The sequence below is a fragment of the Nostoc sp. DSM 114159 genome, from assembly GCF_053470285.1.
Genome location: NZ_JBPFEH010000001.1, coordinates 485,171 through 499,999, shown reverse-complemented (window position 1 = coordinate 499,999; position 14,829 = coordinate 485,171). Strand labels below are relative to the sequence as shown.

At 41.1% G+C, this 14,829-nt stretch carries 10 protein-coding genes; 5 read left to right on the top strand and 5 right to left on the bottom strand.

The window, feature by feature from the left end; all coding sequences use genetic code 11:
- Positions 1 to 278: 278 nt before the first annotated feature.
- The 5 genes from ACR5KR_RS01955 (at position 279) to ACR5KR_RS01935 (ending at position 4,476) form a co-directional block, all read left to right on the top strand.
- A complete protein-coding gene (locus ACR5KR_RS01955; protein WP_448265247.1) occupies positions 279 to 779 on the top strand; it encodes a helix-turn-helix domain-containing protein in 501 nt (166 codons plus the stop codon).
- Positions 764 to 1,351 (top strand): IS630 family transposase, encoded by a 588-nt coding sequence (locus ACR5KR_RS01950; protein WP_448270054.1) that lies wholly within the window; start codon positions 764 to 766, stop codon positions 1,349 to 1,351. The genes ACR5KR_RS01955 and ACR5KR_RS01950 overlap by 16 nt, the downstream gene beginning before the upstream one ends.
- Before the next feature lie 163 nt (positions 1,352 to 1,514).
- A complete protein-coding gene (gene argS / locus ACR5KR_RS01945; protein ID WP_448265246.1) occupies positions 1,515 to 3,269 on the top strand; it encodes an arginine--tRNA ligase in 1,755 nt (584 codons plus the stop codon).
- 125 nt (positions 3,270 to 3,394) lie between these two features.
- Complete coding sequence (locus tag ACR5KR_RS01940) at positions 3,395 to 3,958, top strand: Uma2 family endonuclease (RefSeq protein WP_448265245.1); 564 nt, start codon at positions 3,395 to 3,397, stop codon at positions 3,956 to 3,958.
- Positions 3,959 to 3,966: 8 nt separating this feature from the next.
- On the top strand, positions 3,967 to 4,476 hold the full coding sequence (locus ACR5KR_RS01935; RefSeq protein WP_448265244.1) for a cobalamin biosynthesis protein: 510 nt from the start codon (positions 3,967 to 3,969) through the stop codon (positions 4,474 to 4,476).
- Between the two features lie 4 nt (positions 4,477 to 4,480).
- Here the strand turns inward: ACR5KR_RS01935 and ACR5KR_RS01930 are convergent, their stop codons facing one another.
- From ACR5KR_RS01930 to ACR5KR_RS01910, 5 genes are all read right to left on the bottom strand, one after another.
- A complete protein-coding gene (locus tag ACR5KR_RS01930) occupies positions 4,481 to 4,834 on the bottom strand; it encodes a phage holin family protein (RefSeq protein ID WP_448265243.1) in 354 nt (117 codons plus the stop codon).
- Positions 4,835 to 5,422: 588 nt separating this feature from the next.
- Positions 5,423 to 6,418, bottom strand: coding sequence for a peptidoglycan-binding domain-containing protein (locus ACR5KR_RS01925; RefSeq protein WP_448265242.1), 996 nt, complete (start codon positions 6,416 to 6,418; stop codon positions 5,423 to 5,425).
- 106 nt (positions 6,419 to 6,524) lie between these two features.
- Positions 6,525 to 7,799 carry a M16 family metallopeptidase gene (locus ACR5KR_RS01920; RefSeq protein ID WP_448265241.1) on the bottom strand — a complete coding sequence of 425 codons (1,275 nt, stop codon included), beginning with the start codon at positions 7,797 to 7,799 and terminating at the stop codon, positions 6,525 to 6,527.
- A gap of 74 nt (positions 7,800 to 7,873) precedes the next feature.
- The gene (locus tag ACR5KR_RS01915) at positions 7,874 to 9,139 is read right to left on the bottom strand and encodes a M16 family metallopeptidase (RefSeq protein ID WP_448265240.1); all 1,266 of its coding nucleotides are present in this window, start codon (positions 9,137 to 9,139) and stop codon (positions 7,874 to 7,876) included.
- A gap of 167 nt (positions 9,140 to 9,306) precedes the next feature.
- Positions 9,307 to 14,727 (bottom strand): trifunctional serine/threonine-protein kinase/ATP-binding protein/sensor histidine kinase, encoded by a 5,421-nt coding sequence (locus ACR5KR_RS01910; protein WP_448265239.1) that lies wholly within the window; start codon positions 14,725 to 14,727, stop codon positions 9,307 to 9,309.
- Between the last annotated feature and the right edge of the window lie 102 nt (positions 14,728 to 14,829).

Below are 14,829 nucleotides of genomic sequence, written 5' to 3'. Positions count from 1 at the left end.
CGTCATCCGTATCAACGAAGCCAAGGCTTAGTTAATACGCTGCTATACAAATAGAGATACTCTCCGTACTTACGTTGGAAAACGTAGTAATCTATCAAATCAATGAAACCTGGGTAAATAAGTTTAGTCTTTGTTTTAAGCGCTAAAGTGTTTACTACGTACTACGCTTTAGTTGACTGGATTAACTAGTAGTCTGTCAAAATCGACTTCGGTATCGTCATACCAATTCACTAAAAGTGTGATACAGATAAAATAGGAATAAATATGAACGGGTGAAAATGGCTGGAATCACCAAAGTTGAAATCAAAGAATCAGTCCAAGAGTTGCATGAACTGCTCTTAAACCAGAAAACAGCATCAAGCCGCGAACGAATTCAAGCTTTGTATTTGCTGAAAATGGGCCAGGTGAGAACGGTACAGGATGCAGCTGTAGTTGTGGGCAGAGAAAGGGTGACGGTGCAAAGATGGCTCTCAATTTATACAAAGTCAGGAATAAATGGTCTGTTGTCAGTAAACAAGAGTACAGGGCGACCGCCAATTATTAATGGTTTGGCTAAAGAACAACTTTTAAAAGAACTTGAACAGCCAGAAGGATTTAAAAGTTATGAGGAAATCCGAACATGGTTGAAAGCGGTGGAAGGAGTAGAAGCGTCATACAAAGTAGTACACGATACAGTACGTTATCGAATGAAAGCGAAGTTAAAAGTACCAAGAGCAGTAGGGATAAAACACAATGAAGAAGCAGAATTAGAATTTAAAAAAACCTGCCACAATACCTAGAAGTCATTAGAAAACACGCTATAGAGCCAAAAGATAAACACAAAAGAATTAGATATTGGTGTGGTGATGAAAGCCGTGTAGGATTAAAAACAGAATTGGGGAGGCTGATTACGCTTTGTGGCATAAAACCTATCGGCATCATGCAATGGAAGAGAGAAAACTTCTATTTATACGGGTTAGTAGAACCCTTAACTGGCGAGTATTATATTTGGGAATTCTCTCATCTCAACACAGCTTGTTTTAACATTTTTTTAGAACAGTTTGCTGCTACATATTCGCAAGATATACATATTATTCAATTAGATAACGGTGCTTTTCATTTAAGCCAGACTCTTAAAATTCCCGAAAATATTATTTTCTTATTTCAACCTCCACATACTCCCCAAGTCAATCCAATTGAACGTTTATGGGAAGAAGTCAAAAGAAATCTAAGTTGGGAATGCTTTGCTAGTTTGGACGAGTTAAGAACAGTTATCTGGCAACGTCTTGAGGAATTAAACACATCAATTGTTGCTTCTATTACAGGTTGGGGTTTTATTCTGGATGCTTTATTTGTATCAGGCTTTTCGTGAATTGGTATCAGAATCTAGAAGTTATGCCGAGGATGGGAGACAATTTAAGGGGGTTCTACTTTAAAATGAGAGTCTTTGCTTAGACTTGATGAATATCTTTTAAGGTTAAAATAATCAAGCTTTTCCAGAGCTACATTCCCCCTTTCACAGATAAAATCTATATATGAACGCTACACAAGAAAAACTAAAAGCTCTCTTAGAGCAGGCTTTAATCGCGGCTTTTGGCGCTGACTTGGCTGGAGTAGATCCAATTTTGGTTCCTGCTAGCAATCCTAAATTTGGCGATTATCAGGCGAATGTGGCTTTATCCTTGAGTAAAAAGTTAGGATTGCAACCAAGAGCGATCGCAGGTGCGATTGCCCTGAAACTAGATGTATCCGAAATCTGTGAACCGCCGGAAATCGCTGGCCCAGGATTCATCAATCTCAAACTGAAAACAGCATACTTAGAAGGACAACTCAACGCGATTCAAGCCGATCCCAGACTGGGAGTTCCAGCCGCGAAAACGCCGAAGCGAGAAATTGTAGATTTTTCCAGTCCGAATATTGCTAAAGAAATGCACGTCGGACACCTGCGTTCGACAATTATTGGTGATTCCATCGCCCGGATTTTAGAATTTCTTGGACACGATGTGCTGCGGTTAAATCATGTCGGTGATTGGGGTACGCAGTTTGGCATGTTAATCGCCTATCTGCGGGAAGTTTACCCCGACGCCCTTACCACCGCGAATGCTTTAGATATTGGTGATTTAGTCTCTTTTTATCGCAAAGCCAAACTGCGGTTTGATACAGATGAAGCTTTTCAAGAAACAGCACGCCAAGAAGTTGTCAGATTACAAGCAGGTGCAGAAGATACACTCCATGCTTGGAAACTTTTGTGCGAACAGTCGCGGCGAGAGTTTCAAGTAATTTATGAGTTATTGGATATCAGGTTAACTGAACGCGGCGAATCTTTCTACAATCCCTTGCTACCAGGAGTTGTGGAAGATTTAGAAAAATCTGGATTACTGGTAGAAAACCAAGGGGCAAAATGTGTTTTCTTGGAAGGGTTTACAAATAGAGAAGGTGAACCTTTGCCCTTAATTGTGCAGAAATCAGATGGTGGTTATAACTATGCCACAACAGATTTAGCATCTCTCCGTTACCGGATTCAGCAGGATCGAGCAAAGCGGATAATTTATGTAACAGACGCTGGACAAGCAAACCACTTTGCTCAGGTTTTCCAGGTTGCACGCAAAGCTGGATGGATTCCTGATGATGTGGAATTAGTGCATGTACCCTTTGGGTTGGTGTTAGGAGAAGATGGCAAGAAATTCAAAACTCGTTCTGGGGATACTGTGCGTTTGCGGGATTTATTAGATGAAGCTGTTTCTCGTGCCCATGCTGACTTAAAAACTAGATTACAAAAAGAAGAACGCCAAGAAAGTGAAGAATTCATTAATGAAGTTGCTAGGGTAGTTGGAATCAGCGCAGTTAAGTATGCAGACTTAAGTCAAAATCGCACCAGTAACTACATCTTCAGCTACGACAAAATGCTGGATCTTAAAGGTAATACTGCGCCCTATATGCTATATGTTTATGCACGGATTCATGGGATTAGCCGCAAGGGTGATATTAACTTTAAAGAGTTGGGAAATAATGTCGTCTTGTTGCAGCATGAAACAGAATTAGTGCTGGCAAAATATTTACTTCAACTGGATGAAGTTATTAGTAGTGTAGAGCAAGACTTGTTGCCCAATCGTTTATGTGAGTATTTGTTTGAACTGAGTCAGAAGTTTAACCAATTCTACGATCGCTGTCCCATACTACAAGCTGAGGAACCGCAGCGCACATCCCGTTTAGTTTTATGTGATTTGACTGCTAGAACTCTGAAGCTGGGATTATCTTTGTTGGGAATTCAGGTATTGGAGAGGATGTAATACTTTTTTTAACGCAAAGTGGCGTTAAGGTAACGCTAAGGTACGCAGAGTAAGAGTTAAGTTATAGCTTCTTTGTGTACTTTGCGGTTTTTTAATTAGAATTGCTGGACTGGAGGCGATCGCTTATGGTACGCACACCATCTAAAAATATAACTTTGGCAGAGTTTCTGATGTTACCAGAAACAAAGCCCGCTAGTGAATACATCGATGGCCAAATTATTCAAAAACCTATGCCACAAGGAAAGCACAGTATAATTCAAGGTGAAATGGTTAGCACTGTCAACTTAACGGTCAAGCCCAAGCGAATTGCTCGTGCTTTTCCAGAACTGCGGTGTACTTTTGGTGGAAGGTCAATAGTGCCAGATGTTTCTGTGTTTACTTGGCAAAGAATTCCTCGTGATGAAAATGGTGAAGTTGCCAACGTATTCCAAGCAGCTCCCGATTGGACTATTGAGATTCTATCGCCTGACCAAAGACAAACGAAAGTTACAAAAAATATTTTACATTGCCTGAATTATGAAACACAAATGGGTTGGCTGATCGATCCAGAAGAACAAACGGTATTTGTGTACATCCGCAATCAACAGCCACTCATGTTGGATGAACTAGAAGCTTTACTCCCTGTCCCAGATTTTGCAAGTGAGTTGAGGCTGACGGTGGGTGATTTATTTGGTTGGCTGTTAGAGTAAACCCAATCATGTCAAACTCTGACAGCCTGAGTAAGGAAATAGACCAAGTACAACAGGTTTTATGGGTAGGAATCGGTTGTAAACAAGGAACATCATGGGAGTCGATCGATCTGGCAATTGAGCAAGTATTTCGAGAAAATCAACTTTTTCCAGGTGCGATCGCAGGTATTGCTACCATTGATACTAAAGCCTCGGAAGTTGGCTTAGTCAAACTTTGTCGCCTCCGCAATTTGCCCCTAAAAACCTTTTCTGCGGAAATTCTTCGCTCTGTCTGTGTCCCCAACCCTGCCACAATTACCGAGGATCGAGTAGGTACACCTAGCGTAGCAGAGGCAGCTGCTATTCTTGCAGCTTCTCAACTCACATCTTTAACTGTTTTCCCCTTTACAAACATAGAGGAATTGCGAGTGAAGTTTTTAGTTCCTAAACAAATTTTTCAAATACAAGGGCAACCAGGAGCGGTAACTCTTGCTGTTGCCCAAGCTTTAAATATTATTAGTATTACAAAAGTTCCTTAATTTTCTATTCAACAACTCTCAAAAAATAGTTAATGATGCTAGAAACAATTGCTAGTACAATTGAACCTAACAAAGCAGGTAAAAAGCCCTGAATCTCAAAACCAGAACCGGGAGTTAGGACGCTTGCCAGCCAAAGGGCTAAGGCATTAATCACTAATGTAAATAAACCAAAGGTGAGCAAGGTAATTGGAAACGTCAAAATCTGTAAAATTGGTCTAATAAATGCATTAACCAAACCAATTACAAAGGCAGCAATTAAGGCAGTCACAAAATTCTTGATAAAGAATCCTGGAACGATATTAGCTGTAATGAATAACGCCACCGCAGTACCGAGCCAAGTTAATACAAAGTGTTGCATAAGTTTTTTTTAGAGGAATTAGCAGTAAGTTTAATTAATTTCACTATTGCTAGTTGTGATTTGTAACACTATCGAGTGTTGTTGTGCTTGACTCCAAAAGTTGCCATCATCTTTTATCAGCCTAAAATCAATGTAATTTTTCAGTACTGGCAAGAGAGATATTTCTAATCGGTATATCTTTATCGTATTGCAGGATGTACCGCAGTGAACTACCCACACCGACCTGAGTACAATTTAAGTAGGGAACTTATACCATTTTAGATTTTGGATTTTAGACTTCGGCTCCTTTCGACTTTGCTCAAGGCAAGTCGCTCAGTCGAACGATTTTGGATTGGGAATTGTCTTGGTGCGTCTGGCTTGGTGTGAATCCATCTGTCGCAATCATTTTTCAAAATGGTATTACGATGATTTAGTTAAATTCATAAAAAATATTGTGAAGCGCAAAACCCCTACAGAGGTTTATTGAAGTTGAAAAACCTCTGTAACTTGGGGATTTCCAAAAAAGAAATAAGTTATCAAAACTTCGGAGCATTTTGTCAGCGTTTTTGCTCACACGCAAAGGAGATGCTGGCTATGCTCATACTATGCCTAACGCCGCAAAAGAACCTCCCAGGTAGAGCCACCAACTACGCCGTCAGGTTCTAAACCATAGCGTTTTTGTGCAGCTTTCACTGCTGCTTCGGTTGTCTCGCCAAAGTCGCCATCGGCATCACCTTTTAAGAAACCAAGCTTTTTCAGTTGTTGTTGCAACTTAACAACTTCAGAACCACGTAATCCTATACGCAAAATTGGCAATCCTTCTGAGGTGTATTGAATACCAGGAGTTCGTTTTGTAGTTGTGTTTGACTGAGTTCTAGTAGTTGATGTAGTACGCTTAGGCGGTTTCTTTGTGCTAGAAGTTGTAGTTTTTCTGGGAGTAGCAGGTCTTGGCTCAGGGTTGTTCGTAACTTGGGTTACAGCTTTTTTTGGGGTAGTAGGTTTTGGTTCTGGTCTAGTCGGAACTTGTGTTACAGCTTGTCTGGGAGGGTTGGGGTTGGGATTTCCAACGTTGGTGAGGTTACTAGCCTGGGTTGGAACAGGAAAATTTGTAGCTGAGTTAAATCTTGGCTGAGATGAAGGGGCGGTTGATGCTGCTACTGGTTGATTAGGAAAAAGTCGTTGCCAAGTGCTGGCATCAACAACGCCATCTGGATTCAAGCCAGCTGCTTGTTTAAATCGAGAAACAGCAGTAGCTGTATTTTCACTATAAATACCATCGACTGCACCAGAATAAAAACCCAAAAGTTTTAGAGCTGCCTGAAGTTCAGCTACACGTTCGCCTTGACTGCCAACTTTGAGGCTAGGGCGGTTGATGCTATTTCCAGGATTTACTTGGGCAATTTTTTGTGGGGCTGCTATTGATACTACAGCAGTTGAGGTAACAAGCAGAGGCGTAGCAGAAAACAAGAGTATTTTAATGGCTGATAAAGATTTAGACCTCTTTGGTTTCCAATCTTTTTGCCGTTTTTCCATTCTACAGCGATTTACAGTTGGGTCTAGTAATTTTAAGTGACTCAAAATACTTGCTGTCAGGCTGCTTTGCATGGAATTCACTCCCAGAATATTCTCATGCTAATGGTACAGCCGCTTGGTCTAAAAAACAGCTGCTGCATTTTACAATATCTCCGACGGGGGTCGTTGCGGCAGATTCTCAGTTCGCGATCGCTCGATTAATTGCTTCTTCTTGACCAACTAAAGACAAGTAAGGCTCTTTTAAATACTTACAAGCTGAAGCGATCGCATCCTTGGCACTCACCGCCGCAACCAATTCTTGGAACTTGGTGTCAAAATCAATTCCTAAGCCCAAAATTTCATACCAACCGTATATCTGAGCAATTTGCCCGTTGGTTTGTTTGCCCAAGGCGTATTGCCCCAGGATCTTGTTTTTAGCAGCTTGGAGTGCGCTTTCGGATACTTCGGTGGTAGACAACAAATCTACTTCTGTACGCAATCCTTCTAGGGCAATGCTGGTGTTTTCTGGTGCTGTACCCATATAAACCACAAATGAGGCTGGAAATAGCCTTGTGGAGTAAAAGGCGGATACTTCGTAAGCTAAACCGCGTTTTTCCCGCAATTCAACAAACAAGCGACTAGAAAGCCCATTTCCTAAGTAGGTACATAGCAACTTCAAGGCGGCGTAGTCATTAGAACTCACCGATGTTCCTAAATAACCGAGCATCACAATTGATTGTTGTGTTTGTACTGGTTTTAGCCTGATCTGCGGTTCTACCTTAATTTCAGGTAAATTCAGTATTGGTAGTGCCTGGGCTGGCGCTTGCCAATCAGCAAAAACTTCTTCCACCAACGCTACTGCATCTGTGGGTGTGACTCTACCAGCAATACTAATTACTACATTATCTGGACGAAAATAAGTCTGGTGATACTCCACTAAATCTGCACGAGTTAAGCGGCTCATGGTGGTTTCATCTCCCAGCACTGACATGGAGTAGGGATGATTTTGGTACATTACCTGCCGCATTTGTTCAAAAGCGACATTGAATGGTTGCTCTTTTTGCGAACGAATATCCTGGAGTGCTAAACGCCGTTCTAGTTCCACTTGAGTTTCAGGAAAAGTCGGCGATCGCAAAATCCGCCCTGCCAATGTTAAAATTTCCCCAAAATCAGATGTTACCGTCTTGAAAGATAGCAAAAAATAATCAGTGCCAGCATCCGCACTCAAACTTGCCCCTACAGACTCGACAATTTCTGCAATTTCCAAGCTAGAAAGTCCATCACATCCTTTTGTCATTACTGCTGAGAGCAAATGTGCCAACCCTGCTTGCTCCCGGTTTTCGTTACAACTACCGGCACGCACAAAAATTCGCGCTGCAATAATGTCCGCAGCCGGATTTTCTGTCACCACCACGACAATGCCATTATTCAATACAGTGCGATGGATAGGCGATTTTTGCAGCAAGGTTGTCATTTATCATTTGTCCTTTGTCATTTGTCACTTGTCATTTGCCCAATGCCCAATGCCCAATGCCCCATACCCAATGACTAACACGGTTTAAGTATAGTAACTGCATAATTCTCTAATGAGAGATACTGTTTAGCTAATTTTTGCAGTTCTTGGGCATCAAAAGACTGAATCTGCTGGGGATATGTCAGAGCTAATTCAGCTTGGGCAATGGTATTGTAATATCCATAAAGCCCTGTAAGTTGATTTGGCGTTTCGGTAGAAAACGCATACTCGTTACATAGCAACCTGCGTGTCCGAGCAAGTTCTGGTTCGCTAATTCCTTTAGTCTGCAAATCATCCAAATGAGCGCAAATTAAAGACTCAACTTTCTCTAGATTTTCTGGTTCTAACCAAGCAGTAATTGTAAATAAACTTGATTCTCGTTGTAGAGAAAAACTACTGCAAATTCCCTGTACCAATTGCAAATCTTCTCGTAAATCACGCACTAAACGCGAAGTCCGCCCTTCTGCCAATAACACTGACAAAAAATCTAAACCATAGCCAATACGGATATCTTCTACTCCGGGTACCAACCACGCCATCAACAATCGCGCTTGCTCTATGCGTAGTAAACACAGTTCTTGACGGTGAATTCCGGCGATCGCTGGCTTTGTCACTTTCTCCAACTGCGGACAATTCGAGGGTTCGGCAAAATCACTAAATGAATGACTTACCATTTCCCAAGCTGGTTGCTGGGCTATACCCCCTGCAATTACCACCGTCATGTTTTCCGGCTGATAGTGAGTGCGGTGAAAACAGCGCATTGCTTCTGGTGATTGCTGCATCAGTTCTTGCTCAGTACCCAACACCGAACGTCCATAAGGGTGATGCGGATAGATGCTTTGAATCAGTGCTTGAAATCCTATCCAGTCGGAATCGTCTTGACAGGAGCGAATTTCCTCTAGCACTACATCCCGTTCTCGGCTAAATTCATCTTCTGGAATTGCCGCGTTGAGTAGTAGTTCTCCCAAGTAGGGAAGAGTATCTTTTAAATAAGGAGCAGCTGTGGTGAGTGAATAATGAGCATAATCATAGCTTGTCGCTGCATTACTGATGCCTCCTTGATTTTCAACTTGGGAATCGAACATTCCAGGGGGTAGCGTCGCCGTACCTTTAAAAATCATGTGTTCTAGAAAGTGCGCCATGCCAAACCACGGTTTTGGCTCTAAGCTGGCTCCAGCACGCACCCAAACATCCGCCACAACTACGGGAGTAGTGGGAATTTCTTGATGAATAAAAGTTAAACCACTCTCTAGTCGGAAAATCGAGGCTGGAAATACGGTATTAGTTAGTTGTTTTAACAATTTTTTGTAGTTTTAACCACAATTTAACGCAATTGTGTCATTTTAACTCTGAACGCTACCTCATTTAGAATCAAGTTATACAGATTTAGGAGAATTATGCTATTGCTGTTCTCCACATTACCGAAAAATTAGAAACGTTATGCATTGTGAGGAAAATCGCAAATTACTTAAAATACTGGAATCTCAATGACAAATTCTGTTCCTTCACCAAGCACAGAATTGCAACTCAACCGCCCATCATGGGTTTCTTCGACAATTTGACGAGCGATCGCGAGTCCCAATCCTGTTCCTTTCCCAACCTCTTTCGTTGTAAATAGGCGGTCGAAGATCCTAGCCCTAACCTCCTCTGGCATTCCCTGACCGTTATCTTTGATGCGAATTACTACCATGTTTTGTTCACTGGATACTTCGGTATGAATCAGTATTTGGTGATGATTGGCTTGGGCTTGGGCAAAAGAAAGCCATTCACAGGAAGTATCTAAGACATCGATTGCGTTAGCAAGGATATTCATAAATACTTGATTTAACTGTCCTAAAAAGCACTTAACTGGCGGTAATTTTCCGTATTCGGTGATGACTTCAATTGCTGGACGTTTTTCGTTAGCTTTGAGGCGATACTTCAAAATCAACAGGGTACTCTCAATCCCTTCGTGGAGGTTACAAGCAACTTTTTCAGTTGTATCGGCTCTGGAGAAGGTGCGGAGACTAATGCTAATGTCTTTAATCCGATCGCTTGCCACCTTCATCGAACTTACTAGCTTTGGTAAGTCTTCAGTCAAGAATTCTAGGTCAATTTCTTCGCTATGCTCAATGACTGCGATCGCCGGATTGTCATGATGTTGTTGGTAGCATTGGATATGGGCGAGTAAGTCTTGAATATACTCTTCGGCATTGTTAAGGCTGCCTTTGAGAAATCCAATGGGATTATTAATTTCATGTGCCACCCCAGCAACCAAATTACCCAAGGTTGCCATTTTTTCATTTTGCACCATTTGTAATTGGGTATGCTCAAGTTCTTGTAGCGATCGCTCTAACTCTTGGGCATAATTTTGAGATTCTTGATAAAGACGGGCATTTTCTAGAGAGATGGCAGCTTGAGTGCATAGCAGTTGGATAACTTCGGTGCGATCGCTTGTAAATGCACCAATTGTCAGGGGATTTTCTAGATATAGCAGCCCGATGAGTTTACCCTGATTTAACATCGGCGTACACAACACACTCTTAGGTTGTTGCTGCATAAAATATGAGTCGGCGATAAAATCTGTTTGTGCTGTTGCATCATCCAGCACAACAGTTTTTAAGCTGCGTTTGACATAGTTTACCAATGTAATCGGAATGCTTTCACTGGTTAACAATGGTGCAGATACCAGGCTGACTCCTTCATTGATGGTAGCTACAGCTTCAACCACCAAGTCGCCCTGTTGAAGTACAAGTAATGCAGCTTTTTGTGCCCCAGCATTTTCCATCACCACTTGCAAAAGGGTAGTGAGTAATTGCTCTAATTGAATTTCACTGGAGAGAACTTGTGCGGCTTTAAAGATGGTGGCAAAATCGAGGGCTTCCGAAATACTGCTGCTAGAAAGATTTGTGTGGATGGTTTGATGTGGAAATGATGATGCATCGACGGTTGAACTCAGTTGAAAGCGATGATGCTGCCCTTGTAAGATGGGAGCCAGGAGTTGAGGATAGCGTTTTTCTAAATCCTCAGTTTTGGCTTTAGCACCCCAACGAGCATAGCAGTAATAAGCTTCTTGCATATAAACTTGGGCGATTTTTTCTTTGCCCCAGTCGAGGTAGAACTTGGCAGCTAGTTCATTGCTCAAGGCTTCTTCTTGGATATATTGGTTTTCTTTCGCTAGAGTTATGGCGCGATCGTACAATTCTATTGCTGCTATTTTTTCGCCTAAAACCCGATGGCGTTCTGCTTCCACCAAATCAAATTTGTGCTGGAAATTCATCGGTGCAAATTTGGCTCTAAACTGCAATTTTTCCTGATTTTCGCCAACTTTCAAGAGTAATTGCTCCTGTTGAGATGGTTCAGCCGTAGGATAGACAGCCAGCCGAGACAGAGAATCGTAGTAGTAGAAAACAGGCACAGATAGCATTCCTGCTGCACCGTTAAGGTATTGCTCTCCCTGATTTGCATTCTCAACTGCCGCCGAAAAATTCTCAAAAAGATAACCAAGTGTTAACTTACTCAAGAAAAATATATGGAGTGTTAATTCGTCGTTCTCTTTGATGAGCGCAGATAAAAGTTGTTCTTCTTGACAATTTTCACCAATGAGGCATTCTGGATTGTCGCTATATTCGATTAGATTTTTAATGCTTTGACAGACTATACTAGACCAATTTAATAAGCGCTGGTTTTTGGCGAAATTAGATTCGTAGGCTTTGATATCTGCTAGCAAGACTTCTAAAACTTCTGTGCCACTTAAGTAGACATAGAATAACTTGAAAATCATCGATGCAAGCACATGAAAAAAGTCGCCTGTTTCTAATCCAATATTATGAGATTCCTGTAATAAACTAATTGAGGCGCGAATATGTTGTTTATTAGATTGATTTAATGCAGCCACCTTAAATATAGTCATACTTTGAACAGATTTTGCTTGAAATCTATCCACAAGTATTAAAGCTAGCTGGCCAAATTCGTAGCCTGACTCCAGTTGGTTACAAATATTAAGTACAATTCCAAAATCTGCATACCCTGGTGCAGAGAGTGGTGCATTACCGTATTTAAGAGATAAATTTACCTCTTCGCAGGCAATAATTGGTAAAAGATAGGAAGAAGTCTGGTGGATAGCGGGAGCAATGCTAGCCATAATCCGCAAAGCAACCAAAGCTTTGGTATCATCCATCAATGGCAAATCAACTAAGCTCTGAATATTTCTGGCTGCCAAAGTTGAGAGTGTGTTGACTACATATTGCTGAATGTCTGGAGGTGTTACTGATTCAGGTAATGTTACCCCAAGTTGAGCGAGAAGTTCACACCCTGTTGCGATCGCTCGGAATGGTTGACCCTGAACCTGATAAGCTTGGAGTTGCACTTCATAAACTTTCACTCTATCCAGTAAGGTGGTTGTTTGTTGAATGACAACCTGGATAAGAGATTCCATCTGCTCAAATTCATTGTTGAGAAAAGCAGCTTCGGCAGCTTCTTCGTGTAAACTTCGAGTCAATTCGTAGGCGATTTTCCAACTATTAATCGGTAGCAACTGCATTCCATAATTGAGATAATGAATTGCTGCGGCATAAGCGGTAGCTTCTTTCGCTTTTCGACCGGCATTCAGATTTAACTGAGCTAACTGTTGACGTTGAGTCGGCTGGGTGATTAATGCCATTCCCCAATTCAACTGACTGACAATCTCGAAAATTCGCTCCTCTTGCTGAGACTCAGAGGTATTTTGTAAGAGTAATTGACCAATTTTTAGATGAGTAAATTGTTTCTCTTCATCTGGAATTAGAGAGTAAGCCGCTTGCTGCACGCGATCGTGTAAAAATTTATAGGTGGGGATTTGGAAATTAGAATCTAAGGCGTTTGAGTCATAAATATGTTCATTATCTTGAAAAAATTTATAAACTTCACTAGTAGGTAAAACTAACCCTTCTTGCAAAGCTTTCCATAAAGATGCTGCTGCTTCCGTTTCCGATTGTTCAGAAACAATTGCTAAGGTTAGCAAATCAAACTGGTTGCCAATACATGCAGCTAATTTCAACATATCTTGCGTTGCATCTGGCAATTTTTGCAACTGTAGCGCTACGAATTCTACAACATCATCCGTAAGGGCGAGTGCTTTCACAGCAACAATATCACATTGCCAGTAACCTTGAGCAAAATTAAAAGTAATCAGTCCATCTTCATACAATGCTTTGAGAAAGTGCGTTGCAAAAAATGGATTTCCTTGAGTTTTTTGATAGACGAGTTGCGTTAGTGGTTGGGCAGTTTTACTTGAACAACTCAAGGTATCAACTACCAATTGATTTAAACTAGCTTTACTTAACGGAGCTAAAGTAATGCTGTGGATTGTCGCATTGACTTTGCGAATCTCCGCTAAAGTCAACATCAACTGATGCGCGGTAGATACTTCATTGTCTCGATAAGCCCCAATTAAAAGTAAAGCTCCACTTCCTGATTCGCTCATCAACAACTGCATCAATTTGAGTGATGCAGAATCAGCCCACTGCAAATCATCGAGGAAAATTACTAATGGATGTTCTTTTGTGGTGAATACCTGAATGAACTTTTGAAAGAGTAAATTGAAGCGATTCTGGGCTGCACTCTGTGAAAGTTCCGTTGCAGGTGGTTGTTGACCAATAATTTGTTCTAATTCGGGAATTACTTCAAGAATAACTTGCCCCTCATCCCGCAGCACTTGTAAAATTTTATTTTTCCAAGTTGACAATTGGACATCACTTTCACTCAGTAATTGTCCCATTAAGTCTCGAAATGCCTGCACAAAAGCGGAAAAGGGAATATTCCGATTAAATTGGTCAAATTTGCCTTTGATGAAATAGCCTCTCTGCCGAACAATAGGTTTGTGAACCTCGTTAATTAAAGCAGTTTTACCAATACCAGAAAAACCAGCTACCAGCATTAGTTCTGTTTGGTTGTTGGTAACGCGTTCAAATGCTTTCAGCAGAGTTTCAACTTCATGCTCGCGCCCATAGAGTTTTTCTGTGATAATAAAGCGATCGCACACATCCCGTTGAGCAATTGGGAAACTTACAATCTTACCCGTCTCCTTAAGTTGAGCTAAACAATTTTCTAAATCATATTTCAGCCCAAATGCACTCTGATAGCGGTCTTCGGCATTTTTCGCCATCAATTTGCTAACGATAGATGAGAGTACAGGCGCAATTTGTGGATTAATCTCATGCACTAAAGACGGAAGTTTGGCAATATGACAATGTACCAATTCCATCGGATCGGGCGATTGAAATGGTAATTGCCCTGTTAGTAATTCGTAAAAAGTTACACCCAGAGAATAAAAATCAGTCCGGTAATCAATCCCCCGATTCATTCGTCCGGTTTGCTCTGGAGACAAATAGCCAAGTGTCCCTTCTAATACATTAAAACTCATGAGGCTTTGAGTTTCTCGTGGCAACAAAGATGCAATACTAAAGTCAATTAACTTAACTTCTTTAGTTTCTGGATGAATTAAAATATTGGCAGGTTTAATATCTTTGTGAACGATCCGATAACGAATTAGAATATCTAATGTATTGCACAGTGCGATCGCAATTTGTAAAAACTCAATGAGAGCTTGTGTTGTTTCCCCTATTCTCCTATTCTCTACTCTGTCTTGCCACTGCTTTAGAGAAATTCCCCCAAAGTCTTCCATCACTAACACATAGCCATTCTGATAGGGTTCCAGACTATAGGTTTGGATGATTCCAGGTAGATTCAAATTTTTGGCAATGGTGAACTGGTTGCGAAACTGTAGCAATTCGCTGAAGCTGGGATAAGCAGTTTTCATCAGCTTAATCACCACAGATTTTTGGTCAGTTTCTCGATTAGCACGATAAACCAAGGTTCGAGAACCGTTGTAGAGTTCTTTGCTAATTTGATATCCGGGAATGCTGACCATAGGGCTTAATTCTTGAGACCTCAGTATCTAGGTTTCCCAAAAACATGCCTATCTTTACTGTCAGTTCGCTTATTTTAAACTGATTTAAATAATTAAAGCTCC